Source organism: Vibrio sinaloensis, from assembly GCF_023195835.1.
Lineage (GTDB): Bacteria > Pseudomonadota > Gammaproteobacteria > Enterobacterales > Vibrionaceae > Vibrio > Vibrio sinaloensis_C.
Genome location: NZ_CP096199.1, coordinates 373,911 through 399,540, shown reverse-complemented (window position 1 = coordinate 399,540; position 25,630 = coordinate 373,911). Strand labels below are relative to the sequence as shown.

Below are 25,630 nucleotides of genomic sequence, written 5' to 3'. Positions count from 1 at the left end.
CCGCGCAGAAAACTTACAGTTTTCTTCTTAATAACATCAGTGCGACCGACAAGAACACGACGCTTGGCATCACGGCACCAAAGACCGGCGGGATGTTATACACCAGACTGAGTGGGCCGAAAAACTCACTCGAAATATAGAAGGTAAATCCAGCAATCACCCCGGACAGAATCCTCGCCCCCATGGTCACACTACGCAATGGACCAAAGATAAACGACAATGCCATCAGCATCATCACCGCAATCGAGAATGGCTGAGTGACTTTGCGCCAAAATGCCAACTCATAGCGAGCAGGATCTTGCTCTGACGCTTTTAAGTAACTGACATAGTCATACAAACCACCCAGAGACAGCTCTTCGGGTTTGACCGTCACCACCGCCAACTTATCGGGCGCAAGCGAGGTGGTCCAACGATACTCAGGCAAGCTCTGTTTGCTGATTTGCACCTCATCGACCATTTCAGTCAGTTGAACGTTTTTCATTATCCAAGTGTTCTCGGACTCGTACTCCACTTCAGCCGCATGGACAATACTCGCTAGGCGCTTGTCTTGATCAAAGCGCCACATATTCATGCCATAAATTCTGTCGTCTTCGACTTTACCGATAAAGATAAAGTCGTTGGCATCACGCGCCCATACACCGGTACGCACCGACAAGATAGCCCCACCTGATGTCGCAAACGCACGTAGATCACGCGCCATTTTTTGCGCTTGTGGCGCGCCCCATTGGCCCAATAACGTGACCAAAAGCATCAATGGCACGGCGGTTTTCAGTACCGACATACCGATATTAAGCTTAGAAAAGCCTGCCGCTTGCATGACGACCAGCTCCGAGCTCGACGCCAACATACCCAGCCCAATCAGCGCCCCCAACAGTGCTGCCATTGGGAAGAACATTTCGATATCGCGAGGAATACTTAACAACACGAACAGCAGTGCTTGGATTAAATCGTAAGTGCCCTCGCCAACCTTACGTAACTGTTCAACATACTTAATAATTGCAGACAAGCCGACAAAGGTCGCCAGCACCAAAGATGTGGTCGCAATAATGGTTTTGCCGATATACAGATCGAGAATTTTAAACACGAGTTACGCTGCCTTTCTTCTTTGTCTAAGTTTATCTTTAAAGCGGCGAACAGGGATGCTGTCCATCGAGTTGATGCCAATTGCCGTTAACAACAAGGCAGCATTGATTGGCCACATACCAATCACGGCAGGGATAGAGCCATCTTCCAGCGCTGACTTGGTGGCACTGATCGATAAGAAGTACGCAAGGTAAATCAAAATAGCCGGCCCCATTTTGGCAAAGCGACCTTGGCGCGGATTCACCGCAGACAGCGGCACCACTAACATCGTCAATAGTGGGATACACACCACCAGCGAAATCCGCCATTGCAGCTCAGCTTGAGCGCGAGGGTCAGAATTCTTGACTAGCTCTAGAGTCGGAATCGCCTCCCAATCACGTCCTTTCGGTTTGACATCGCGTTGACCAATCAATCCTTCATATTGATCGAACTCGGTAATCATGTAGTCAACCCGAGTAGGCACGCCCTCGTACCGCGTACCGTCGTACATGCGAATGACCTGACGCCCATCACTCAGCTCTTTCACCTCTCCCGATTGAGAGAATGACACACTCGGCAGAATCGAATCTCGCGGTCGCATTTGCGCAACAAACACGTGCTTGAGCTGCTTTCCGTCAATATCATCAATAAACACCACCGACGAGCCATCTGGCGTGCCTTGGAAGTGGCCCTTCTTGAGCAGATCAACGCTGTTTTCGGCTTCGACTTCTTCTTGCAGCTGTACCAGTTTATCTTGGCTATAGGGGGAAAAAATGAACGAGTTGAAACCAGCAATAAGTCCGGTGATCACCGCCAGGTAGAGAGCTGCGCGGATCAAGAACTTATTACCGATGCCAGTGGCGTTCATCACGGTAATTTCACTTTCTGCGTACAGACGACCGAAAGTCAGCAAGATCCCCAAAAACAGACTCAACGGCAGCATCAGTAGGCCCATAGAAGGCATACTCAAAGCGACATAATGCATCACCAAACTTGCGGGAATATCGCCATCCGAGGCATCGGCGAGCACTTTGATCAACTTTTGGCTTAAGAACACTAAAAATAGGATAAAAAATATCGCTAATTGGCTTTTGAGTGTCTCGCGGATCAAATATCTAACAATAATCACGCTGAAATTACCTATACAAAACTTGTTTTTTTAATTGAATCACTATAATTTCCCGTTGAACCTTTTATTTTTAAATTTTTGGCTAACTGTTAATGCGCTTATTTAAGGGTAGTTCCGAGTAAGGAATCAACTAGTAAGACGGCATTATCTAACATTTAGTTCTATTTGTCTTCAGGATGTAGGAGTACGCATGGAGTTCAGTGTAAAAAGTGGCAGTCCCGAGAAACAACGCAGCGCATGTATCGTTGTCGGCGTGTTCGAGCCACGTCGCCTTTCTCCAGTTGCTGAGCAGCTAGATAAAATCAGCGATGGCTATATCAGTTCACTGCTTCGCCGCGGTGATCTAGAAGGAAAACCGGGGCAAATGCTCCTACTTCATCAAGTACCTGGTGTACTTTCTGAGCGTGTGTTGTTGGTCGGCTGTGGCAAAGAGCGTGAGCTGGGTGAGCGTCAGTATAAGGAGATCATCCAAAAAACCATCAACACCCTCAACGAAACAGGCTCAATGGAAGCGGTGTGCTTTTTGACAGAGCTGCACGTTAAAGGCCGCGATACTTACTGGAAAGTGCGTCAAGCCGTTGAAGCAACCAAAGATGGCTTGTACACCTTTGACCAATTTAAAACGGTCAAGCCCGAGACTCGTCGCCCGCTACGCAAACTGGTGTTCAACGTACCAACGCGTCGTGAGCTGAACCTAGGTGAAAAAGCCATCGCTCATGGCCTAGCGATCTCATCCGGCGTCAAAGCATCGAAAGACTTGGGCAACATGCCACCTAACGTGGCAAACCCAGCTTACCTTGCCTCTCAAGCACGTCGTCTAGCGGACGATTACGAGACCATCACCACTAAGATCATTGGTGAGCAAGAGATGGAAAAACTGGGTATGACGTCATACCTAGCAGTGGGTCGTGGCTCTAAGAACGAATCTATGATGTCCATCATGGAATACAAGGGCAACCCAGATCCAGAAGCCAAACCGATCGTTCTGATTGGTAAAGGTCTGACGTTCGACTCAGGCGGTATTTCACTTAAGCCAGGCGAAGGCATGGATGAGATGAAGTACGACATGTGTGGTGCTGCATCGGTGTTCGGTACCATGAAAGCACTGGCTAAACTGAACCTGCCACTTAACGTGATCGGTGTTCTGGCCGGCTGTGAAAACATGCCAGGTAGCAACGCTTACCGTCCAGGTGACATCCTCACTACTATGTCGGGTCAAACCGTAGAAGTGCTTAATACTGACGCGGAAGGTCGACTGGTTCTATGTGATGCGCTAACTTACGCAGAGCGCTTTGAGCCAGAGTGTGTGGTTGACGTTGCAACCCTAACTGGCGCGTGTGTGATCGCTCTAGGTCATCACATCAGCGGCGTTATCTCCAACCATAATCCGCTTTCGCACGAGTTGGTGAATGCTTCAGAGCAAGCAAGCGACCGCGCATGGCGTCTCCCTATGGCCGATGAGTATCACGAGCAGTTGAAGAGCCCATTTGCCGATATGGCAAATATCGGTGGTCGCCCTGGCGGTACCATCACAGCGGGTTGTTTCTTATCTAAATTCGCTAAGAAATACCACTGGGCGCACATTGATATCGCAGGTACCGCTTGGAAATCAGGCGCGGCAAAAGGATCAACCGGTCGTCCTGTCTCAATGCTTGTCCAATTCCTGCTCAATCGCAGTGGCCAAGAGACAGAGGAGTAATCCTCAGCATGTTAAAAAGGGCCGCAAGGCCCTTTTTTGTATCTCCTAAGTCCAGAGAAATCAGTATGGCAAACGCAACCTTCTACATTGTCAAACCGAACTCACCTCAAGCCGAGGCGCATGGGTTTGGCTTGTACGTTGTGTTTCTTGCTCAGCACTTTGCTAAGCAAGGTGCTAAGGTTTATCTCAACTGCCAAGATAAACTCCATGCAGAGGCGATGGCCGAAGCCTTTTGGCAGGTGGAGACAAAAGACTTTCAGGCTCACAACCTGGTTGGCGAAGGGCCCAAATATGGCACGAATATCGAGATAGGCCATCAAGGCGTCAAGCCCTCTTGGAATCGTCAGCTAGTAATTAATTTGGCGGATAATCAGACAACCTTTGCGAACAAGTTTGCTGAGGTGGTAGACTTCGTCCCTTGCGAAGAAAAAGCCAAGCAACTGGCGCGAGAAAGATATAAAATCTACCGTCAAGCGGGCTATCAGCTACAAACAATTGAGATTGAACATTTGTAACGTTCAGTCCACAACCGGTCAATCCTTATAGCTAAGGCGATCTTGTTAGAGATCCCTCATTTATAAATGATTGACAGAGATTAACTTTAACCAGAACCAATCCTCTAAATATTTGGGTTTAGAGCAAGGCAACCAATGAGCAAATCCCGATGAACATACAAGTGGTATTTGATTAGGGTTTGCGAATGCAGTTAACGCAGCTATCAGCCTAAATATGATGAGGAAGTACGAGCGCTATGGAAAAGACATATAACCCAACTTCAATTGAACAAGCTTTATACCAAGCTTGGGAAGAGAAAGGCTACTTTAAGCCACACGGTGACACGAGCAAAGAATCATACAGCATCATGATCCCGCCACCGAACGTCACAGGTAGCCTACATATGGGCCACGCGTTCCAAGACACCATCATGGACACTCTGATCCGTGCCGAACGTATGAAGGGCAAAAACACCCTTTGGCAAGTGGGTACTGACCACGCCGGTATCGCCACACAAATGGTGGTTGAGCGTAAGATCGCTGCAGAAGAAGGCAAAACCAAACACGACTACGGCCGTGATGCCTTCATCGACAAGATCTGGGAATGGAAAGGCGAGTCTGGCGGCACCATCACTAAGCAGCTACGTCGTTTAGGCGCATCGGTAGACTGGGACCGTGAGCGTTTCACTATGGATGATGGTCTATCGAATGCAGTTCAAGAAGTGTTCGTTCGTCTCTACGAAGAAGACCTCATCTATCGTGGTAAGCGTCTGGTTAACTGGGATCCAAAACTGCACACTGCGATCTCAGATCTTGAAGTTGAAAACAAAGACAAAAAAGGCCACATGTGGCACTTCCGCTACCCGCTGGCGGATGGCGTTAAAACCTCAGAAGGTAAAGACTACATCGTCGTCGCTACCACTCGTCCAGAGACCATGCTTGGTGATACTGGCGTTGCGGTTAACCCAGAAGATCCACGCTACAAAGATCTGATCGGTAAAGAAATCCTGCTTCCTATCGTTGATCGCCGCATCCCAATCGTGGGCGATGAGCACGCCGATATGGAGAAGGGCACTGGCTGTGTGAAAATTACCCCTGCGCACGACTTCAACGACTATGAAGTAGGTAAGCGCCACCAGCTACCAATGATCAACATCCTAACCTTTGATGCCAACATCCGTGATGCCGCTGAAGTGTTCAACACCAACGGTGAAGCGAGTGACGCGTACTCAACTGAGCTACCTGCTAAGTACCAAGGTATGGAGCGTTTTGCTGCACGTAAAGCGATTGTGGCTGAGTTTGATGAGCTAGGCCTGCTTGATGAAATCAAAGACCACGATCTAACGGTTCCTTACGGTGACCGTGGCGGCGTGGTAATTGAACCAATGCTGACTGACCAATGGTACGTTCGCACCGCACCTCTTGCTGAAACGGCAACTAAAGCGGTTGAAGATGGTGAAATCCAATTCGTTCCTAAGCAATACGAAAACATGTACTTCTCTTGGATGCGCGACATTCAAGACTGGTGTATCTCTCGTCAGCTTTGGTGGGGTCACCGCATCCCTGCATGGTACGACAACGACGGCAATGTCTACGTAGGTCGCACCGAAGAAGAAGTGCGTGCAAACCACAACCTAGCGCCAGTTGTGGTTCTACGCCAAGACGACGACGTGCTGGATACCTGGTTCTCTTCTGCACTTTGGACCTTCGGTACACAAGGTTGGCCTGAGAACACAGATGATCTGAAGACATTCCACCCTTCAGACGTACTCGTAACGGGTTTCGATATCATCTTCTTCTGGGTTGCTCGCATGATCATGATGACGATGCATTTCTGTAAAGATGAAAACGGCAAGCCACAAGTGCCATTCAAAACCGTTTACGTAACCGGTCTTATCCGTGACGAAAACGGCGACAAGATGTCTAAGTCTAAGGGTAACGTTCTTGACCCAATCGATATGATTGACGGCATCGACCTTGAGTCTCTGGTTGAGAAGCGTACTGGTAACATGATGCAGCCTCAACTTGCAGCGAAGATCGAGAAAAACACGCGTAAAACGTTTGAAAACGGTATCGAACCATACGGTACTGACGCACTACGCTTCACTCTTGCTGCTATGGCTTCTACTGGCCGTGACATCAACTGGGATATGAAGCGTCTGGAAGGTTACCGTAACTTCTGTAACAAGCTATGGAACGCAAGCCGTTACGTACTAATGAATACAGAAGAACAGGATTGTGGCTTCAACGGTGGTGAGGTCGAGTACTCACTAGCGGACAAGTGGATCGAGTCTCAGTTTGAGCTAGCGGCGAAAGAGTTCAATGGTCACATTGATAACTTCCGTTTGGATATGGCAGCAAACACGATTTACGAATTTATCTGGAACCAATTCTGTGACTGGTACCTAGAGCTAACCAAACCCGTTCTTTGGAAAGGCAGTGAAGCTCAGCAACGTGGTACTCGTCGTACGCTAATCACGGTTCTAGAGAAGACACTTCGTCTAGCGCACCCAGTGATCCCATACATCACAGAAACTATCTGGCAGAGCGTTAAGCCGCTGGTTGACGGTGTTAAAGGTGACACAATCATGCTTCAAGCACTGCCTCAGTTCGACGAAGCGAACTTCAACCAAGCCGCGCTTGATGACATCGAGTGGGTGAAGTCATTCATCACGAGTATTCGTAACCTACGCGCTGAATACGACATCAACCCAGGTAAGCCGCTGGAAGTGATGCTAAAAGCCGCGAGCGCAGAAGATGCCGCGCGTCTAGAAGCGAACAAGCAAGTTCTGGTTTCTCTAGCCAAACTTGAGTCAGTACGCGTGCTGGAAGCAGGCGAAGAAACGCCTGCATGTGCAACCGCACTGGTAGCTAAGTCTGAGCTGATGATTCCAATGGCAGGTCTTATCGACAAAGACGCTGAGCTTGCTCGTCTCGATGGCGAGATTAACAAGACTCACGGTGAAATCAAACGCATTGAAGGTAAGCTAGGCAACGAAGGCTTCGTGGCTAAAGCGCCTGAAGCGGTTGTGGCGAAAGAGCGTGAGAAACTCGAGGGTTACAAAGAGACTTTGGTGAAGCTTGAAGAGCAAAAAGCGACGATTGCTGCGCTATAAACCAAACGCAATTAGATAACGTAATAAACAGGGCCAGTCATTGAGACTGGCCTTTTTATTGGCTTGATAACCGTCTGTAAAAGCTGAATGTTGTCTTCTAATATTATAAGAAACAAGCGAGGGAGGCGTTATGCGCGTTGGCATCCTAGTATTGAGCACTTTTCTTTTTATCGCCCATTCGGCCTTGGCCAATAGCAACGACAATATCGTCAAGATCGCCGCTGGTAATTGGCCACCGTTTATTGGCGAACAACTGCAAGACTTTGGTCAGGTTGGCAAAACTATTCAAGAGATTTTTGCCGCTCAAGGCTATCAGGTTGAGTTTCACTTCTATCCATGGAAAAGAGCGTATAAAAAAGCCAGTGAAGGGGAATATGTCGCGACTGCGGTGTGGATGTATGCCGAAGAGCGCACAGAGTTCTTCCACTATAGTGATCCCGTTGCTCAAGAACAGTTTGTTTTCTTTCACCGCAACGACAACCCGTTTGAATGGCAATCCTTAGCTGACTTAGAGGGTAAACACCTTGGCGGAGGACTAGGCTACAGTTATGGCGCTGAGCTTGACCAACTGATAGAGAAGGATCAGGTGAGCATCAACCGAGTCGAAACGCCCGCAAAAGCGTTTCAACTGCTGAAATATCGCCGGGTCGAGCTGGTCCCTGAAGAAAAGCATATTGGCTTGTTCTCACTGAGCAAGCAACCGATTGAACTGCAGCAATTGATCACCTTCAATCCAAAGCCTTTTTTGACCAACGACAGCTATTTACTGTTTTCCAAAGCGCACCCGCAAGCCGAAGCATTGATGGCCGTATTCAACCAAGGGCTGGCTGAACGAAACGCGAGCGATAACCCGTAACCTTTCTATACCACCCGGTTGTGCTGTTTCCCCTCGAGAAACGCCGCGATGTTTTCGATAAGGATGTCGGCCAAATTTTGGATCGCCGTGTCACTTCCCCAGGCAACATGGGGCGTTAACAACAGGTTTGGTAAATGCATGTTGGCGACCAACGAGTTGGACTCATCGGCGGGCTCATCGGTAAACACATCCACCCCAGCGGCGCTAATCTCACCTTGTTTTAGCGCATCGACCAGCGCCTCTTCGTCAACCAAACCACCACGGCCAGTATTGATCACTATGCTGCTCGATTTCATGCTCGCCAGCTCCTGACGACCAATCAAGTGGTGGGTTTGCTCGTTAAGCGGACAGTGCAACGTCAGTACATCCGACAAGGCCAACACTCGCTCAAACGGGAGAAATCCATCTCGGCACTGCGCTGCCCCTTTTCGCTCAGCAAGCAATACGTTCATACCCACAGATTTGGCTAACTGAGCAGTGGCTTGGCCCAAAGCGCCACTACCGATAATGCCTAAGGTCGCCCCTGCCACATCGCGGATTGGGTGAGTAAAAAAGCAAAACTGTTTTTGTCGCTGCCATTCACCAGCGGCAATATCATTGTGATATCCCTTGAGGTTACGTCTAAGGGCGAAGATCATCGCCAGCACATGTTCAGGTACCGACCGAGTAGCATAGCCACGGATATTAGTCACCGCTATTCCAAACTCATGGCAGGCCTCAATATCGACGTTATTCACCCCAGTCGCCGCGACGGCAATCATCTTGAGATTAGGCAACTGCATCAGCACCGAGCGATCCAACACCACCTTATTGGTGATGGCGATTTGGGCCGATTGAAGCCGATCCACCACCTCTCCAGGTGCGGTCAAGTCATACTCAAGCCATTGATGCTCAAACGGTAAATGTGGCAGTTCGATTTGTGTGGGAATCGTTGCGCGGTCTAAAAAAACGATGGTTGGCAGCGTCATTAATCACCTCCGTGTCGCTACCTTATTGGTCCATTATGGTTGTGGTAGCGTTTTATAGTCAGGCAATTCTGGCACAGGCGCAAAAAAGTTAAAGACCATAGGCGTCGCTTCAAGATAGAAGTCACACCCAACAAACGCACTTTGCAATGCTTCGCTGTGTGGATGGTAGAAACTGAGTTCCGCCGCATGCAGCGCCAACCGAGGCGAATATTGATACGCTTGCGGGTGAGCATAAAACTCATCGCCGACAATCGGATGACCTAAGGCTTGCATGTGAACTCGTAACTGATGCGAACGCCCTGTGATCGGCAACAAGCGCACAATGGTGGTACAGGATTCACGTTTCACGACCTGATATAAGGTCTTGGAAGGTTTTCCGTGCTCAAAGCAGACTTTTTGTCGTGGACGACGCTCCCAATCGCAGATTAGCGGCAGGTCAACCTCTCCTTGCTCACCGCTTACCTCTCCCCAAACACGTGCATAGTAAACCTTGTGGGTCAAACGGTACTGAAACTGTTTTTTCAGTGCCCGCTCTGCTTGCTTGTGTTTGGCCAACAACATTAAGCCCGAGGTGTCCATATCAAGGCGATGCACGACTTGAATCTGCGGGTAACGTTCAACCAAACGCGACCACAAGCTGTCATAGTGTTCTGCCAATCGGCCTGGTACTGATAATAATCCCGATGGTTTATTGGCCACCAAGATATGCTCATCTTCAAATACGATATCAACCCAAGGTTCACGAGGCGGGTTGTACTCAGTCATTGCCATAATCTCTATCCAATAAAAACCCAGCCTATTGCTGGGTTTAATCCACGACTTACTGTCTAATCACTAGTTATGACTAACAACTATCATACGCAGTGAATCCAGCTGATACTGCGCTTGGTTGATGTAACCGGTGAGCTGTTTGATTTGCGCATCGATAACCTCAATCTCTTCGTCACGGATATTTGGGTTTACGGCCTTCAGCGCGAGTAAGCGCTCGAGCTCACTGTTCAAACTCGCTTGCATCTCTTGCTGTGCTTGGTGGCGAATCGCTGCCACCTTCTCAACCACGAGCTTGTCACCTGCTTCGATTAATTGATGAACCTGGCTTTGCACCGACGCCACCAGTTTAGTGGCAATATGGCGCCCAACCGGACTCAACTGGCGGTTAAAGCTTTCAAACTCAACCTGTGAAGACAAGTCATTACCTTTGCCATCGAGCATAATACGAATCGGTGTGGTCGGTAAGAAACGGCTAATGCCGCTGCGTTTCGGTGCTTGAGCGTCCACTTTGTAGATCAATTCAAGCAGCATAGTGCCTACCGGTAGCGCTTTGTTTTTTAGCAGCGATACCGCCGCCGTTCCTACCCCTTCACTCATCAGCAAGTCGATCCCGCCTTGGATCATTGGGTGCTCCCAACTGATAAAGTGCATATCTTCACGTGACAGCGCAGTATCACGGTCAAAGGTAATGGTCGCTCCCTCATACGGTAGCCCCGGATAACTTGGCACCAACATATGCTCCGAAGGGGTCACCACCAAGGCGTTCTCACCTTTATCGTCTTGATCTAGGCCAATGGTATCAAACAGGCTCAAAGCAAACGTGACCAGGTTGGTGTCGCCATCTGTCGCCGCGATTTTATCGACAATCGCATGCGCTTTTTCACCACCATTAGAGTGCATTTCCAGCAAGCGATCGCGTCCTTGTTCCAATTGTGTTTTAAGCGCTTTGTTCATCGCCGCCGACTCGGCAATCACGTCCTCAAGATCGCTACTGTCACCGGATGCCAGCATCTCGATCAAGCGCTGTGAACAGTGATCGTAGACGGCACGGCCGGTAGGACAAGTTTCAGCAAACGCGTTCAAGCCTTGATCAAACCAACGTGCCAAGATCGCTTGTGAGGTACCTTCTAGGTAAGGAACATGAATGTCGATATCTCGATTTTGGCCAATTCGATCCAAACGGCCGATGCGCTGTTCAAGCAAGTCTGGATTAAACGGCAAATCGAACATCACTAACTGATTAGCGAACTGGAAGTTACGACCTTCAGAGCCGATTTCACTACAGATCAACACCTGCGCGCCGCCCTCTTCTTGAGCAAAGTAAGCCGCCGCCTTATCGCGTTCGAGAATCGACATCCCCTCATGGAACACGGTAGCACGAATGCCCTCACGCTCTCGTAGCGCTTGCTCTAACTGTAATGCGGTGCTTGCACGCGAGGCGATAACTAAGATCTTCTCGCTACGCTTCTCTTTGATCTTTTCTAGCAACCAGTTTACACGGCTATCAAACTGCCACCAGCTCGCATCTTCTCCTTCAAACTCCTGGAAGACTTCTTCCGGGTAAAGGTTTTTCAGTGCGCGCGCTTCAAGGCTCATTTTACCGCCAATCATGCCCGACACACGCATCGATGTCGTGTATTGCTGAGGAATGGCCATCGGCAGTAAATGAACATTGCGCTTGGGGAAACCTTTCACTGCCGCACGAGTGTTACGGAACAACACTCGCCCGGTACCATGACGATCCATCAAGTTATCAATCAGTTCCTGGCGGGCAACCGCTTTGGCTTCTTCGTCGCTGTCACTTTCGATAATGCGAAACAGAGGTTCAACATCTTGCTCAGACAGCAGTTCGGTGATTTGGTTTTTGGCCGCATTTTCGAGTTTACTGCCAGAAAATAAAGCGCTCACCGAATCGGCTACCGGCGCATATTGCTGCTCTTCTTTAACGAACTCTTGGTAGTCAAAGAAGCGATCGGGATCGAGCAATCGCAAACGGGCGAAGTGGCTCTCTCGGCCTAACTGCTCTGGCGTGGCTGTCAGTAGTAATACCCCAGGAGTACGCTGAGCTAAGCCTTCAACCACTTGATATTCACGACTTGGCGCATCGACGCTCCATTCAAGATGGTGCGCTTCATCGACCACCAATAAATCCCACTCACCTTCTAAAGCTTGTTCAAAGCGTTTGCGGCTTTTACGTAAGAAGTCGAGTGAACACAGCACGTATTGTTGAGTATCAAACGGGTTGTCTGCATCGGCGTACGCTTCGATACAGCGCTCTTCGTCGAAAATAGAGAAATGCAGATTGAAGCGACGCATCATTTCGACCAGCCACTGATGCTGCAATGTTTCTGGCACCACTATTAAGATGCGCTCGGCACGCCCAGCCAGCACCTGCTGGTGAATGATCATGCCCGCTTCGATGGTTTTACCTAGACCCACTTCATCGGCCAAAAGTACGCGAGGCGCGTGACGACGACCAACCTCATGGGCAATATAAAGCTGATGCGGGATCAGGCCCGCGCGCATGCCGCACAAACCACGCATTGGGCTTTTATGCTGCTCATATTGGTTCATCAATGCACGATAACGGAGCACAAAGTTGTCCATTCGGTCGATTTGCCCCGCATAGAGTTTATCTTGCGGCTTATTAAAACGGATCTGGTTGCTGAGCATGATTTCTCGCAGCGCAACCTCTTCACCATTATCTTCTCGGGTGCCTAAATAGGTGTACAGTCCTTGTTCTTCGATCACTTGCTCAACGGTCAGCGACCAGCCTTGTTGGCTTTCGATAACATCACCAACATTAAAAGTCACTCGGGTAACCGGCGCGTCATTACGAGCATAAACTCGGTTCTCTTCAGATGCGGCAAACATGAGTGTTACGGTACGGGCATCAACAGCCACCACAGTTCCTAACCCTAAATCACCCTCTGTATCGCTAATCCAGCGCTGGCCCAAAGCAAATGTCATGAATCGACTACCTCATCTATTTTGATTCGAAAATGGGTCTATAAATCTTAGCTGTTCTGACGCAAGTTGAAAGGCAACTGAAGCGGAAAAAAAGGTCAGTCTTTGCGTCAAAAAAGGTCGCTAATCTTACTTGAAGCTGTGATATTGGTCACGTACAAAGACCGCAAAACGCCACTTTTTTTTGCCTGAGTTGCTGATGACATCAAAGTGTAAGAAATCAATGGCATTTCTAACCCAGAGCGTGGTGAAACCACCTTATACTTTAAGGTGAATGCGCTCGCCAAGCCGTCAACTTTCTGGCTGGCACAAGAGATGCATTCACTAGGATGACGATCAACATAGGTTTGCATTTTGTAGTCAAACCGTCCGCGATCTGGCTACAGCATTGCAAGCGACCTCAGCAAGCCACTTCATGCTTATGTATGAGGGGCTAAGCAAGCCGAAAACGGCAAGGAGACGCTTATGGGTGACACCGACCGGAAGCTATTTGTTCTCGACACCAACATTCTTCTTCACGAACCCCTCGCCATCTACTCTTTCAAAGAACACGACGTTGTGATTCCAATGACAGTGCTGGAAGAGCTCGACCGCATCAAAGACAGCAAACGTGACGTTGCCCGCGACGCGCGAGTTGCAATCCGAGCTCTAGAAGCCATGTTCAAAGACGCCACACCGGATGAAATATCAGAAGGCATCCCTATTAATAAAGACCATGACGGCACAGGGCACATTGCGATCTTGGCCGACTTCGAACTGCAGGAGACTGTCAAAGCCTTTGCCGATAAAGCCGGTGACAACCGGATCCTCAACGGCGTGCTGTACTTACAGAACAAGCGCGCACCGCGCGAAGTCATCTTAGTCACCAAAGACATCAATATGCGGCTGCGAGCCAAAGGCGCAGGGGTTCGCTTTGTCGAAGACTATCGCACCGATCAGTTAATTGACGATGTCCAATATCTGACCAAAGGTTTCCAGCAAATCGAAGGTGAGTTCTGGAGCAATGTGCAAAATGTCGAAAGCCGCACGCTTGCCGGTCACACCTACCACACCCTTGATAGGGCGCCATTTGAGCCAACTTACCTTAATCAATACATTATCGATGAGGAGAGTGATTTCGCAGGGCGAGTGGAACAGATCGAACCTGAAGCGATCACCATCAAAGACCTTAGCCGGGAGCGGATGATGCACCGCCGCGCTTGGGACATCACACCCAAAAACATCTATCAAGGCATGGCTCTGGATGCCCTGCTCGACCCAGATATTGATCTGGTGATCCTCACCGGCGCAGCGGGGAGCGGCAAAACCTTACTCGCTCTTGCCTCTGCATTAGAACAAACCATAGAAAAAAGTATGTTCGACAAGATCATCGTAACTCGTAACACGCCCGATATCGGTGAGTCGATCGGCTTTTTGCCGGGCAGCGAAGAGGAAAAAATGCTGCCTTGGTTAGCCGCTGTGACCGATACCTTGGAAGCGCTGCACAAAAATGATCATTGCACAGAGGGCTCGCTCAAATACATCTGCGATAAGGCCAATATTCAGTTTAAATCGATAAATTTTATGCGCGGTCGCTCAATCCAAAACGCGTTTGTTCTGCTTGATGAGTGCCAAAACCTTACCGCCTCACAGATCAAAACCATCATTACCCGCTGCGGCGAAGGGACCAAAATTGTCTGCTCGGGGAATTTGGCTCAGATTGACTCCCACTACTTAACGCCGGTGACCTCCGGGTTGACTTATATGGTAGAGAGATTCAAGAACTTTGAAGGCAGCGCTAACATTCACCTTAACGGCGTGGTTCGCAGCCGCCTAGCAGAGTACGCAGAAGAGAATTTATAATCACTATTGCCGAGATATAATTCATATCTCGGCACTTTATTAAAATAACTATTCACAAACAGCAATTAAATATGTTTAACTAACTCCATTAGCTGAATGAACATTCAAGGACTGGAGTATGGCCTTTAATCTACGTAACCGAAACTTCCTCAAGCTGTTGGATTTCTCGCCCAAGGAGATTCAATTCCTGCTCGATCTCTCTGCAGATCTAAAAAAAGCCAAGTATGCGGGCAGCGAACAAAAGAAGCTCAGCGGCAAAAACATCGCCTTAATCTTTGAGAAAGCCTCAACCCGAACCCGTTGCGCATTTGAAGTGGCCGCTTTTGATCAGGGCGCTCAAGTCTCTTACATCGGACCATCAGGCTCACAAATCGGTGCAAAAGAGTCGATGAAAGACACCGCACGGGTTCTGGGCCGCATGTACGATGGCATCGAGTATCGTGGTTTTGGTCAAGAGATTGTCGAAGAGCTAGGGGCGCATGCAGGGGTTCCGGTATGGAATGGCTTAACCGACGAGTTTCATCCGACCCAAATTCTGGCTGATTTTCTAACCATGCTCGAACATGGCCGCGGCAAGCAATTACATCAAATTGCCTTTGCTTACCTAGGTGACGCACGTAACAACATGGGGAACTCGCTGTTGGTGGGCGCTGCAAAAATGGGCATGGACATTCGCCTTGTCGCACCAAAAGAGTTTTGGCCACAACAAGAACTGGTGGCCACTTGTCAGCAGATCGCCAAGCAGACAGGCGCCAAACTGACTCTCACAGAAAACGTGGAAGAAGGCGTAAAAGGGTGTGACTACCTATACACTGATGTATGGGTTTCGATGGGTGAAGAAGCAGAGGCATGGGATGAACGCGTAGCGAAAATGACACCTTATCAAGTGAACATGGACGTCATCGCCAAAACGGCCAATCCACAAGTGAAGTTTATGCACTGCCTACCGGCGTTTCACAACGATGAAACCACGATTGGTAAGCAAGTGGCCGAGAAATACGGCATGCAAGGCCTTGAAGTCACCGAAGAGGTGTTTGAATCGCACCACTCGATTGTCTTTGACCAAGCAGAGAACCGCATGCACACCATCAAAGCTGTGATGGTGGCCACACTTGGTAGCTAAAACGCAGCGTCACTCGACAGTAAAAGGCTCGATGTAATCGCTTGCGTTAACAAAACTTCAGCGTATAATGCTCGGCAATTTGTCTGGAGGTAGTGACTCGATGCCACGTAATTCGTGCTCTAAAAAGCGTATTACACTGGGTAAGCCAATGTGCTTACTGGCTGGTTATTTCACTGTTTCCATCTGTTTTTGAAGCCTCCCTTTATGGGGGGCTTTTTTATTGCCTAATATTCGTGACTGGGAAGATGATTATGACAAACACGCTTTACAATAAGCACATTATCTCGATTCCGGAGCTCTCTCGCACAGAGCTGGAGTTGATTGTCAAAACGGCAGGTGAACTGAAAGCAGAGCAAAAGCCAGAACTGATTAAGAATAAGGTGATTGCGAGCTGTTTCTTTGAACCATCAACCCGTACTCGCCTCTCTTTTGAAACGGCGATTCAACGTATCGGCGGTAGCGTGATTGGTTTTGATAACGGTGGCAATACCTCTTTAGCCAAAAAAGGGGAGACGCTCGCCGATTCAGTCCAAGTCATCTCCTCGTATGTCGATGCCTTTGTGATGCGTCACCCACAAGAGGGCGCCGCTCGTCTCGCCTCTGAATTCTCAAACGGTGTGCCTGTGATCAACGCCGGTGACGGTGCTAACCAGCACCCAACCCAGACGTTACTCGATTTGTTCTCTATCGCCGAAACGCAAGGGCGCTTAGATAATCTCAATGTTGCCTTCGTTGGCGATCTCAAATATGGCCGCACCGTGCACTCGTTGACCCAAGCGTTAGCCAAATTCAACAATGTCCGCTTCTACTTTATCGCGCCTGAAGCGCTAGCCATGCCTGACTATATCTGTGAAGAGTTGGATGAGGCAGGCATTGCCTACAGCCTACACACCGATATGGAAAGCGTGGTGCCTGAGCTCGATATCCTGTACATGACCCGTGTACAGAAAGAGCGCTTTGACGAATCAGAGTACGCCCACATTAAATCGGCCTACATTCTAACCGGAGCCTTGCTAAAAGACGCTCGCGACAACCTGAAAGTGTTGCATCCACTTCCTCGTGTTGATGAAATTACCGTCGATGTCGACAAAACACCGCACGCCTACTATTTCCAGCAGGCAGAGAATGGCGTTTACGCTCGTGAAGCGCTGCTGGCACTGGTTTTAAATCAAACACTGTAATCGAGGGAGAAACCACCATGAACAAAGAAACTCAATTGCAGGTAGAGGCGATCAAAAACGGCACCGTTATTGACCACATCCCAGCACAAATTGGCATCAAGGTCCTAAAACTGTTTTCGATGCACAAGTCGCAGCAACGGGTCACCGTTGGGCTAAACCTACCGTCATCTGCGCTCGGCCACAAAGACCTACTCAAGATTGAAAATGTGTTTATCAGCGAAGAGCAAGCCAGCAAACTGGCCCTGTATGCGCCACATGCAACGGTCAATCAGATAGAAGACTATCAAGTGGTGAAAAAGCTGGCATTGGAACTCCCAGAGCAGATCAACAACGTGTTTGAATGCCCAAACAGCAACTGTATTAGCCACAACGAACCGGTTGAAACTAGCTTCAAGGTGTTTGAGAAACAACAAGACATCCGCCTTAAGTGTAAATACTGCGAAAAAGTCTTCTCACGTGAGATCGTAACGGAACGCTAGACCGATTGCAGCGAAGCTTTTCGTCCCCGCTGGATGAGGCGGGGATTATCGCTTTACGCGCCTGATAATTCGCGGCACACTGGACCACCTAAATTCTGCTAACCTAAAACAGATGGAACATAACAATGACTAAAGTCCTGCATACAGAATCTGCACCAGCAGCAATCGGCCCATATGTACAAGGTGTTGACCTCGGCAACATGGTTTTGACTTCTGGCCAAATCCCAGTCAACCCGAGCACAGGTGAAGTCTCTGCCGATATCGCAGAGCAAGCTCGTCAATCCCTAGAAAACGTAAAAGCCGTTGTCGAGTCGTCTGGCCTGACGGTTTCTGACATCGTCAAAATGACGGTATTCGTTAAAGACCTCAATGACTTTGGTACAGTGAACGAAGTTTACGGCAAGTTCTTTGATGAGCACCAAGTTGCAAACTACCCTGCACGCTCTTGTGTTGAGGTAGCGCGTCTGCCAAAGGACGTCGGCATTGAGATCGAAGCGATCGCGGTGCGTAAATAAATACGCTGTCGCTAATAAAAAAAGCGAGCCAAGGCTCGCTTTTTTGGTCAGTGACCGTCTAGTAATACTGGTCGCAGCCTTGATGGAGCTGTGGGTTGTCGATAAGCTCTTGCACATCGACCGCCATTTGCTGCTGAGATGATTGCTCTTCAATCAACACGCAATTAGTTTCTCTATCTACCACCAAAACCTTGCCAATCCCCTGCTGACACTCAACCAGCATGCCTTTTTTGATCTGACAGATGTCCATAATCACTCTCCTCTACATCTGGCTTTAATACGAACAAGAGGTTAAAGCGATCAAAAAAGCCGACTCGAAAGTCGGCTTTGCATCATTCAATAGAGATTACTTGTTAACGAAATCAACACCCGTTTGGATGTCACCGTTAAGCGTCTCAAGCATTCCGTCTAGGGCAGATTTCTCAAAATCACTTAGCTCACCGTAGCTAAGGATATCTTCTACACCGTCTTTACCCAGTTTCACTGGCTGTGCAAAGAATGGCGCATGCTCACCGTTACCTTCAACGTAAGCGTACTCAACCACTTCTTCACCTTGCAGGGCTTTCACTAGCGCTAGACCAAAGCGACATGCTGCTTGACCCATTGATAGCGTCGCACTACCGCCACCCGCTTTTGCTTCAACCACTTCGGTACCTGCGTTTTGAATGCGCTTAGTCAGTGCCGCCACTTCTTCAGCGGTAAACTCAACACCTTCAACTTGAGATAGCAACGGAAGAATCGTCACACCCGAGTGACCGCCGATCACAGGTACACGCACTTCACCTGGATCTTTGTCTTTTAGCTCTGCGACAAACGTTTCTGAGCGAATCACGTCAAGAGTCGTCACACCGAACAGACGACGCTTGTCGTAAACGCCCGCTTGCTTAAGAACTTCTGCTGCGATAGGCACAGTGGTGTTAACTGGGTTAGTAATGATACCCACCATGGCTTTAGGACAAACGTCAGCGATACGTTGAGCAAGAGATTTCACGATACCCGCGTTTACATTGAACAGATCCGCACGATCCATGCCTGGCTTACGTGCCACACCTGCTGAGATCAATACCACATCAGCACCTTCTAGTGCTGGTGTCGGATCTTCACCGGCGTAGCCTTTGATTGACACTGGGGTTGGGATGTGGCTTAGATCGGCAGCAACACCAGGAGTCACTGGTGCAATATCGTATAGAGCTAGATCTGAACCCGCTGGAAGACGGTTTTTAAGTAGAAGGGCTAGGGCTTGACCGATGCCACCTGCGGCACCAATAACAGCTACTTTCATCGTAGTTCTCCTTGAGAAGATTCTCTTATATATGTTTTGTAGGGCGGTTTAAAATCGGGTACGCCCAAGCTAAACCAATCACAACCTGATTACAATCAATTAACGTCAGCTTTGCGACCTTGCGCAATCCGACAAAAACGTGCTAGAGGTCGGTGAGCATTATGTGGGTCTTCACCTTGAATGACAAAGGGTTAACGCCAATTTTTTTACCGTGATTTTTTGTCAGTTTACAGTGATACGTTAGACAGATTTGCCTGTTGCCGTTGGCACTAAATGCATAGCTATGCGAGAATATTCACTTGCTTTTGATACTCACAAACATAGAAACGAAGCCATGCGCCATTCTGAAAAACAAGATAACCTCGTTCGTGCTTTTAAAGCCCTATTAAAAGAGGAACGTTTTGGTTCCCAAGGCGATATTGTTGAAGCTCTTAAAAATGAAGGGTTCGAAAATATCAACCAGTCCAAAGTGTCACGTATGTTGACCAAATTTGGCGCGGTTCGTACCCGTAATGCCAAAATGGAGATGGTCTATTGCTTGCCTGCCGAGTTGGGAGTCCCGACTGTTTCAAGTTCACTGCGTGAGTTAGTGCTTGATATTGACCACAATAATGCTTTGGTGGTCATTCACACCGGCCCAGGCGCTGCGCAGTTGATTGCTCGCTTGCTCGACTCACTGGGTAAAGCTGAGGGAATACTTGGAGTTGTTGCCGGTGATGACACCATTTTCATTACCCCGACCTTGTCGATTACTACTGAGCAATTGTTCGACTCAGTGTGCGATCTTTTTGAGTACACTGGCTAATACCTATCCACACAAATCTCAGATTCACGCCGTCAATATTGCGGCGTGACTCAGATCACATCTTAAAAAAATCACCCCTTAGAACTAGAGCTAACTTAAGTAATTGATTGTTATGGCAATTGCAATCAAAACAATCCTGCCACATTCCGATTTCATATAGGCATAATGACTATATTTTTTAACACACGTGTAATTATGTGCCAATTTTTTGCTATTATTCAGCCACTTTTTCAACATACGGATTGAAAAAGATGCCGTTTCCAACATGAGGAAACTCCTTAAACAACTACACTTGTTTAGGGTTAATAATGAATAAGGAAGGGAAATTCATGGCATTGAACAAACTTATTAAAGTTGGTGCGATTGCAGCTGCCGTTATGGGCGCTGGCGCAGTTAACGCTCAAGAGTTCATCACTATTGGTACTGGTTCGGTAACTGGTGTTTACTACCCAACTGGTGGTGCAATCTGTAAGCTAGTTAACAAAGGCCGCAAAGAGCACAATATTCGTTGTTCTGTAGAATCAACTGGTGGTTCAATCTACAACGTCAACACTATCCGCGCTGGCGAGCTAGATTTCGGTATCGTTCAGTCTGACTGGCAGTACCACGGCTACAACGGTACAAGTAAGTTTGCTGAACAAGGCCCGTACAAAGAGCTACGTGCAGTGTTCTCTCTACACACAGAACCATTCAACATCATCGCACGCAGTGACGCAGGCATCGAAAATGTTGCAGACCTAAAAGGTAAGCGCGTGAACATCGGTAACCCTGGTTCAGGTGACCGTGCGACAATGGGCGTGGTAATGGAAGCAATGGGCTGGACCAACGATGACTTCAAACTCGCGTCGGAACTAAAAGGCTCTGAGCGTTCTCAAGCACTATGTGATAACAAAATCGATGCATTCGTTTACGTGGTTGGTCACCCAAATGGATCAATCAAAGAAGCAACCACGTCTTGTGATGCGAAGCTTGTATCTGCGACCGGTGCGAAGATCGACGAGATCGTTGCTAACAACCCTTACTACGCATACAGCACAGTACCAGCAGGTATGTACCGCGGTACTGAAAACGACGTAAATAGCTTTGGTGTGGCTGCAACTATGGTAACCACTACCAAGGTTTCTGACGACGTCGCTTACAACGTTGCAAAAGCAGTATTCGAAAACTTCGATACTTTCAAACGTCTACACCCAGCGTTCGCTAACCTTAAGAAAGAAGACATGGTGAAAGCTGGTCTATCTATCCCTCTACACCCTGGTGCAGAGAAATACTACAAAGAGATCGGCCTACTTAAGTAAGCCTCTCTAGTGTCAAGGAGGGCTCCCTCCTTGACACAATCTTATTGTTTTAAAACAACACCTTTTTTGAGTTTCGCCTTGTTGAAACTCTTTCTGTTTCTGTGTCTAAGAAAATGTACCTATGTCATTAATTATGTGTTCAGAAAATTGCGCAGGAAAAATCGCTGGAAACAAGGCAAAGATTGCAGCTAGCTAGTGGCTCTAACTACAAAATCTTTAACGATGTTTACGGCGATTTTAACCAGCAAGAATGATCCGATAATTGATGAAATAGGTACTGTTAACTGAGCAATATTTCATCTTTTCACTACACTAAAAGATGCTGAATAAAGGTTCGAATAATCAAAATCATACGGACCACTTATAATAAGGATTTAGTCCATGTCGAAGACAACAACTCCGTCTCAAGATGTGCAAGAAATGGTCGCTCAATCCGATACAGGTGCGCGCGCCCCATCCGGGCTAGCTGGTCGCATCTTGTGGTTTGTGCCGCTATGTTGGTCACTGTTCCAACTTTGGTACGCGTCTCCTTTGCCGTTCATTTTCAACTTTGGCGTACTTAACGATACCGAAGCACGTTCTATCCATTTAATGTTCGCCGTGTTCTTGGCCTTCACCGCCTACCCAGCACTGAAGAACTCACCTCGCGATCATATTCCGGCCATTGACTGGCTGCTGTCGCTGGCAGGCAGTTTTTCTGCCGCGTATATCTATATTTTCTACACTGAACTTGCTGGTCGCTCTGGCGCTCCGACGTCGTTTGACATCGTGATCGCAGTCACCGGCATGGTGCTATTGCTTGAAGCCACACGCCGCGCGCTCGGTCCTCCACTGATGGTGGTAGCAGCGGTGTTCCTACTGTACACGTTTGGCGGTCCGTACATGCCAGATGTCATTGCCCACAAGGGTGCTAGCTTAAATAAAGCAATGTCACACTTATGGCTCACCACCGAAGGGGTGTTTGGTGTGGCATTGGGGGTATCGACCTCGTTTGTGTTCTTGTTTGTTCTGTTTGGTGCCATGCTAGAACGTGCGGGAGCGGGCGCTTACTTTATTAAGGTCGCCTTTTCGCTGCTTGGTCACATGCGTGGTGGCCCTGCGAAAGCCGCGGTTGTGGCGTCAGGCCTATCAGGCTTAGTGTCAGGCTCGTCGATTGCCAACGTCGTGACAACCGGTACCTTTACGATTCCGCTCATGAAACGAGTAGGATTCCCGGGAACCAAAGCTGGTGCCGTCGAAGTTGCCGCATCAACCAACGGCCAGCTCACCCCACCAATTATGGGTGCAGCGGCATTCTTAATGGTTGAGTATGTGGGTATTTCTTACGTTGAAGTCATTAAAGCTGCGATTCTTCCAGCGCTTATCTCATACATCGCTCTGATCTACATTGTGCACCTTGAAGCGTGCAAGGCGGGTATGACTGGGCTTCCACGTCGTCATAATCCAACCTTAATTGCCAGCTTGCTGTCGTTTACTGGCACCATCCTTGGCCTATGCGTGATAAGCGCGGCGGTTTACTACGGTGTGGGTTGGACCAAAGACGTCTTTGGCGCTGCGGCGACTCCAATTGTGACCATTGCCCTACTCATCAGTTATGTGGCCTTGGTGAAAATTTCAGCTCAATACGCCAAAGAGGGCGCGATTGAGATTGATGCCGAGCTTACCGAAGTGCCTGATCCAGGCCCAACTATTAAGTCAGGCTTGCACTACCTACTGCCGATCGTTGTATTGGTGTGGTGTTTGACCGTAGAGCGATTCTCGCCTGGATTGTCGGCGTTCTGGGCAACCGTGTTTATGATTTTCATTTTGCTGACTCAGCGACCTTTAATGGCTGTGTTTGCCAAGCAAGGTTCTATGGCGGAGCACACTAAAGCCGGTTTTGTCGATTTGGCCGAGAGCTTAGTTTCAGGCGCGCGCAATATGATTGGTATAGGTGTGGCGACGGCGGCAGCAGGTACGGTAGTTGGCGTAGTGACATTGACGGGCATTGGCTTGGTGATGACCGACTTCGTCGAGTTTATCTCGGGTGGTAACATCATTCTGATGTTGCTGTTTACCGCAGTGATCAGCCTGATCTTAGGGATGGGATTGCCAACAACCGCAAACTACATCGTGGTCTCCACTTTGATGGCTCCAGTTATTGTAACGCTTGGCGCGCAAAGCGGTTTGATCATCCCATTGATCGCGGTACACCTATTTGTGTTCTACTTCGGTATTCTTGCCGATGACACGCCACCGGTTGGCCTCGCAGCATTTGCAGCGGCGGCTATCGCTAAATCGGACCCAATCCGCACCGGTATTCAAGGCTTTACCTACGATATCCGAACCGCGATTCTGCCTTTCATGTTTATCTTCAATACTCAATTATTATTGATGGGGATTGATACATGGTGGCATTTAATGCTCACGATCATATCTTCGGTTATCGCTATGCTGATATTCTCTGCGGCAACGCAAGGTTGGTGGTTCACTAAGAATAAGTGGTGGGAAACGATACTTCTGCTTGCTCTGACCTTTACCTTCTTCCGCCCTGGCTTTTGGTGGGATCAAATCTACCCAGCCAAAGTAGAGCATCCTGGTACGGCTATCGCACAAATCGCCGAGAACATGAACGTCGGTGAGCAAATCGAACTGTTAGTTGCTGGGGAAAACCTTGAAGGCACTTACATATCTAAAACGGTTCGACTGCCGTTCGACGATGAAGCAGAAACAGCGCAAGATCGTATCTCGTCGATGGGTTTAATGCTTAACGAGGATGATGGACGAATGATCGTCGATATGGTCGAGTTTGGCAGTCCAGCGGAGTCGGCAGGGATCGATTTCGACTGGGAAATTCGCGCTGTGGTCGTCGATGCTGACCGACCGATGAAAGAGTGGGTATTCCTGCCTGCACTGCTGCTACTGATTGGTCTAGGCCTGAATCAGAAGCGTCGAGCTCGCAAGGAACAACTGAGCGCCTAATGAGTCAGCCCTGCACACAATGCAGGGCTACACTTACTCTATGAATGCAATCCAACCCGTTTCCCCTAACAAGCGGTGACGGATGAAGAGAGATATCACAATGTACAAACAGATTCTGGTTCCAGTCGATTTAAACGACAAAGGTTTTTCAGATAAAGCCGTTGAGCTTGCGGTATGGCACGCTAAGCACTCTAATGCCCAAGTTCATCTGCTCAATGTTCTACCGGGTATTCATATGTCGATGGTCGCCACCTACTTCCCCAAAGATGCCGCGATGAAGATGAAAAACGATGTTGAGGGACAACTGAAGGCGTTTGCCGCTCAGCACATTGCCGACGATGTCGTTTACAAAGTGCATGTTGCCGAAGGTAAACCGTACTCAACGATTCTTAACTATGCAGAAAAACTGGGGGCAGATCTTATCGTGATGCCAAGCCACAAACGCTCGAAAATTGACAAAGTGGTGCTAGGTTCTGTAGCCAGTAAAGTTGTGAATAATTCACCAATCAATGTTCTGGTGGTAAAACCACAAGGCTAATAGCTAATACCCGTCAATCACTATGATGTTATCAGGCGCTCATTGAGCGCCTGTTTTAATTGCCGCAGCCTATCAATGAAATCGGTACAAGCGAATTTCATTAATACGAATAGTTATCAATAATAGCCATATCCAAACATACTGATGGGCTTTGATGATGAAAAAAACCGTGACTTTCGCTGTACTGCACTTCACTGTCGCTTTGACCGTGGCGTACTGGCTCACCGGCGATTTTTTGCTCGGGAGTTTCATTGCCATGGTTGAGCCTTCAGTCAATACCATCGCTTTCTATTTCCATGAGCGAGCCTGGACCCAAAGCCGCACACTTCGTCGATTGAGTCGTTCAACTAAGGTCAAAACCACCAGCTTTGCTGTTGTCCATTTCAGCGTCGCTTTCAGTGTGGTGTACTTAATGACTGGCGATGCATTTGTCGGAGGGATACTGGCTGCGATTGAACCCACGATTAATACTTGCGTGTATTACTTGCATGAAAAAGTCTGGCAACGCCAACAAACGCCCCAACCTAGTTTGGCCTGTTAGCAA

21 protein-coding genes are annotated in these 25,630 nt (G+C 48.5%); 14 read left to right on the top strand and 7 right to left on the bottom strand.

What is annotated here, in order from left to right; all coding sequences use genetic code 11:
* Positions 1-13: 13 nt before the first annotated feature.
* Both lptG and lptF read right to left on the bottom strand, forming a co-directional pair.
* A complete protein-coding gene (gene lptG, locus MTO69_RS01900; RefSeq protein WP_248330629.1) occupies positions 14-1,084 on the bottom strand; it encodes an LPS export ABC transporter permease LptG in 1,071 nt (356 codons plus the stop codon).
* 3 nt (positions 1,085-1,087) lie between these two features.
* Positions 1,088-2,191, bottom strand: a complete 1,104-nt coding sequence (gene lptF / locus MTO69_RS01895; protein WP_248330627.1) for an LPS export ABC transporter permease LptF — start codon at positions 2,189-2,191, stop codon at positions 1,088-1,090.
* 190 nt (positions 2,192-2,381) lie between these two features.
* Here lptF and pepA point away from each other — a divergent pair, with 190 nt between their 5' ends.
* The 4 genes from pepA (at position 2,382) to MTO69_RS01875 (ending at position 8,356) form a co-directional block, all read left to right on the top strand.
* Positions 2,382-3,890 carry a leucyl aminopeptidase gene (gene pepA, locus MTO69_RS01890; RefSeq protein WP_248330625.1) on the top strand — a complete coding sequence of 503 codons (1,509 nt, stop codon included), beginning with the start codon at positions 2,382-2,384 and terminating at the stop codon, positions 3,888-3,890.
* 65 nt (positions 3,891-3,955) lie between these two features.
* Positions 3,956-4,405, top strand: a complete 450-nt coding sequence (locus tag MTO69_RS01885; protein ID WP_248330623.1) for a DNA polymerase III subunit chi — start codon at positions 3,956-3,958, stop codon at positions 4,403-4,405.
* A gap of 236 nt (positions 4,406-4,641) precedes the next feature.
* Positions 4,642-7,500: a valine--tRNA ligase gene (locus MTO69_RS01880; protein WP_248330621.1), complete on the top strand. Its 2,859-nt coding sequence runs from the start codon at positions 4,642-4,644 to the stop codon at positions 7,498-7,500.
* A gap of 130 nt (positions 7,501-7,630) precedes the next feature.
* Positions 7,631-8,356, top strand: a complete 726-nt coding sequence (locus MTO69_RS01875; RefSeq protein WP_248330618.1) for a substrate-binding periplasmic protein — start codon at positions 7,631-7,633, stop codon at positions 8,354-8,356.
* A 5-nt stretch (positions 8,357-8,361) separates the two neighbouring features.
* Here MTO69_RS01875 and MTO69_RS01870 read toward each other — a convergent pair whose 3' ends face one another.
* From MTO69_RS01870 to rapA, 3 genes are all read right to left on the bottom strand, one after another.
* Entirely contained in the window at positions 8,362-9,324 is a 963-nt protein-coding gene (locus MTO69_RS01870) for a D-2-hydroxyacid dehydrogenase (protein WP_248330616.1), read from the bottom strand.
* A gap of 33 nt (positions 9,325-9,357) precedes the next feature.
* On the bottom strand, positions 9,358-10,095 hold the full coding sequence (gene rluA, locus MTO69_RS01865) for a bifunctional tRNA pseudouridine(32) synthase/23S rRNA pseudouridine(746) synthase RluA (RefSeq protein ID WP_248330614.1): 738 nt from the start codon (positions 10,093-10,095) through the stop codon (positions 9,358-9,360).
* Positions 10,096-10,158: 63 nt separating this feature from the next.
* Positions 10,159-13,065: an RNA polymerase-associated protein RapA gene (rapA, locus tag MTO69_RS01860; RefSeq protein ID WP_248330612.1), complete on the bottom strand. Its 2,907-nt coding sequence runs from the start codon at positions 13,063-13,065 to the stop codon at positions 10,159-10,161.
* Between the two features lie 462 nt (positions 13,066-13,527).
* Between rapA and MTO69_RS01855 the strand changes: the two genes are divergently transcribed.
* The 5 genes from MTO69_RS01855 (at position 13,528) to MTO69_RS01835 (ending at position 18,202) form a co-directional block, all read left to right on the top strand.
* Positions 13,528-14,904 carry a PhoH family protein gene (locus MTO69_RS01855; protein WP_248330610.1) on the top strand — a complete coding sequence of 459 codons (1,377 nt, stop codon included), beginning with the start codon at positions 13,528-13,530 and terminating at the stop codon, positions 14,902-14,904.
* 118 nt (positions 14,905-15,022) lie between these two features.
* A complete protein-coding gene (argF, locus tag MTO69_RS01850; RefSeq protein ID WP_248330608.1) occupies positions 15,023-16,027 on the top strand; it encodes an ornithine carbamoyltransferase in 1,005 nt (334 codons plus the stop codon).
* A gap of 251 nt (positions 16,028-16,278) precedes the next feature.
* Entirely contained in the window at positions 16,279-17,208 is a 930-nt protein-coding gene (pyrB, locus tag MTO69_RS01845) for an aspartate carbamoyltransferase (RefSeq protein WP_248330606.1), read from the top strand.
* Between the two features lie 17 nt (positions 17,209-17,225).
* The gene (pyrI, locus tag MTO69_RS01840; RefSeq protein ID WP_248330604.1) at positions 17,226-17,687 is read left to right on the top strand and encodes an aspartate carbamoyltransferase regulatory subunit; all 462 of its coding nucleotides are present in this window, start codon (positions 17,226-17,228) and stop codon (positions 17,685-17,687) included.
* A gap of 125 nt (positions 17,688-17,812) precedes the next feature.
* Positions 17,813-18,202 (top strand): RidA family protein, encoded by a 390-nt coding sequence (locus tag MTO69_RS01835; protein WP_248330602.1) that lies wholly within the window; start codon positions 17,813-17,815, stop codon positions 18,200-18,202.
* Between the two features lie 58 nt (positions 18,203-18,260).
* Here the strand turns inward: MTO69_RS01835 and MTO69_RS01830 are convergent, their stop codons facing one another.
* Positions 18,261-18,452: a hypothetical protein gene (locus MTO69_RS01830; RefSeq protein WP_248330600.1), complete on the bottom strand. Its 192-nt coding sequence runs from the start codon at positions 18,450-18,452 to the stop codon at positions 18,261-18,263.
* Positions 18,453-18,548: 96 nt separating this feature from the next.
* A complete protein-coding gene (mdh, locus tag MTO69_RS01825) occupies positions 18,549-19,484 on the bottom strand; it encodes a malate dehydrogenase (RefSeq protein WP_248330598.1) in 936 nt (311 codons plus the stop codon).
* A 334-nt stretch (positions 19,485-19,818) separates the two neighbouring features.
* Between mdh and argR the strand changes: the two genes are divergently transcribed.
* The 5 genes from argR (at position 19,819) to MTO69_RS01800 (ending at position 25,627) form a co-directional block, all read left to right on the top strand.
* On the top strand, positions 19,819-20,289 hold the full coding sequence (gene argR / locus MTO69_RS01820) for a transcriptional regulator ArgR (protein ID WP_176288821.1): 471 nt from the start codon (positions 19,819-19,821) through the stop codon (positions 20,287-20,289).
* Positions 20,290-20,618: 329 nt separating this feature from the next.
* Positions 20,619-21,587 carry a TAXI family TRAP transporter solute-binding subunit gene (locus MTO69_RS01815; RefSeq protein ID WP_248330596.1) on the top strand — a complete coding sequence of 323 codons (969 nt, stop codon included), beginning with the start codon at positions 20,619-20,621 and terminating at the stop codon, positions 21,585-21,587.
* 381 nt (positions 21,588-21,968) lie between these two features.
* Positions 21,969-24,548, top strand: coding sequence for a TRAP transporter permease (locus MTO69_RS01810; RefSeq protein ID WP_248330594.1), 2,580 nt, complete (start codon positions 21,969-21,971; stop codon positions 24,546-24,548).
* Between the two features lie 100 nt (positions 24,549-24,648).
* On the top strand, positions 24,649-25,086 hold the full coding sequence (locus tag MTO69_RS01805; protein WP_248330592.1) for a universal stress protein: 438 nt from the start codon (positions 24,649-24,651) through the stop codon (positions 25,084-25,086).
* A gap of 157 nt (positions 25,087-25,243) precedes the next feature.
* Complete coding sequence (locus MTO69_RS01800) at positions 25,244-25,627, top strand: DUF2061 domain-containing protein (protein WP_248334252.1); 384 nt, start codon at positions 25,244-25,246, stop codon at positions 25,625-25,627.
* Positions 25,628-25,630: the final 3 nt, after the last annotated feature.

Bases quoted from the DNA above. Each gene is read 5' to 3' on its own strand.
- MTO69_RS01835 (WP_248330602.1), top strand. From the start codon at position 17,813: ATGACTAAAGTCCTGCATACAGAATCTGCACCAGCAGCAATCGGCCCA.
- MTO69_RS01875 (WP_248330618.1), top strand. From the start codon at position 7,631: ATGCGCGTTGGCATCCTAGTATTGAGCACTTTTCTTTTTATCGCCCAT.
- pyrB (WP_248330606.1), top strand. From the start codon at position 16,279: ATGACAAACACGCTTTACAATAAGCACATTATCTCGATTCCGGAGCTC.
- MTO69_RS01805 (WP_248330592.1), top strand. From the start codon at position 24,649: ATGTACAAACAGATTCTGGTTCCAGTCGATTTAAACGACAAAGGTTTT.
- pepA (WP_248330625.1), top strand. From the start codon at position 2,382: ATGGAGTTCAGTGTAAAAAGTGGCAGTCCCGAGAAACAACGCAGCGCA.
- MTO69_RS01880 (WP_248330621.1), top strand. From the start codon at position 4,642: ATGGAAAAGACATATAACCCAACTTCAATTGAACAAGCTTTATACCAA.
- MTO69_RS01815 (WP_248330596.1), top strand. From the start codon at position 20,619: ATGGCATTGAACAAACTTATTAAAGTTGGTGCGATTGCAGCTGCCGTT.
- pyrI (WP_248330604.1), top strand. From the start codon at position 17,226: ATGAACAAAGAAACTCAATTGCAGGTAGAGGCGATCAAAAACGGCACC.
- MTO69_RS01855 (WP_248330610.1), top strand. From the start codon at position 13,528: ATGGGTGACACCGACCGGAAGCTATTTGTTCTCGACACCAACATTCTT.
- rapA (WP_248330612.1), bottom strand. From the start codon at position 13,065: ATGACATTTGCTTTGGGCCAGCGCTGGATTAGCGATACAGAGGGTGAT.
- rluA (WP_248330614.1), bottom strand. From the start codon at position 10,095: ATGGCAATGACTGAGTACAACCCGCCTCGTGAACCTTGGGTTGATATC.
- MTO69_RS01870 (WP_248330616.1), bottom strand. From the start codon at position 9,324: ATGACGCTGCCAACCATCGTTTTTTTAGACCGCGCAACGATTCCCACA.
- mdh (WP_248330598.1), bottom strand. From the start codon at position 19,484: ATGAAAGTAGCTGTTATTGGTGCCGCAGGTGGCATCGGTCAAGCCCTA.
- MTO69_RS01800 (WP_248334252.1), top strand. From the start codon at position 25,244: ATGAAAAAAACCGTGACTTTCGCTGTACTGCACTTCACTGTCGCTTTG.
- MTO69_RS01885 (WP_248330623.1), top strand. From the start codon at position 3,956: ATGGCAAACGCAACCTTCTACATTGTCAAACCGAACTCACCTCAAGCC.
- MTO69_RS01810 (WP_248330594.1), top strand. From the start codon at position 21,969: ATGTCGAAGACAACAACTCCGTCTCAAGATGTGCAAGAAATGGTCGCT.
- argR (WP_176288821.1), top strand. From the start codon at position 19,819: ATGCGCCATTCTGAAAAACAAGATAACCTCGTTCGTGCTTTTAAAGCC.
- MTO69_RS01830 (WP_248330600.1), bottom strand. From the start codon at position 18,452: ATGGACATCTGTCAGATCAAAAAAGGCATGCTGGTTGAGTGTCAGCAG.
- argF (WP_248330608.1), top strand. From the start codon at position 15,023: ATGGCCTTTAATCTACGTAACCGAAACTTCCTCAAGCTGTTGGATTTC.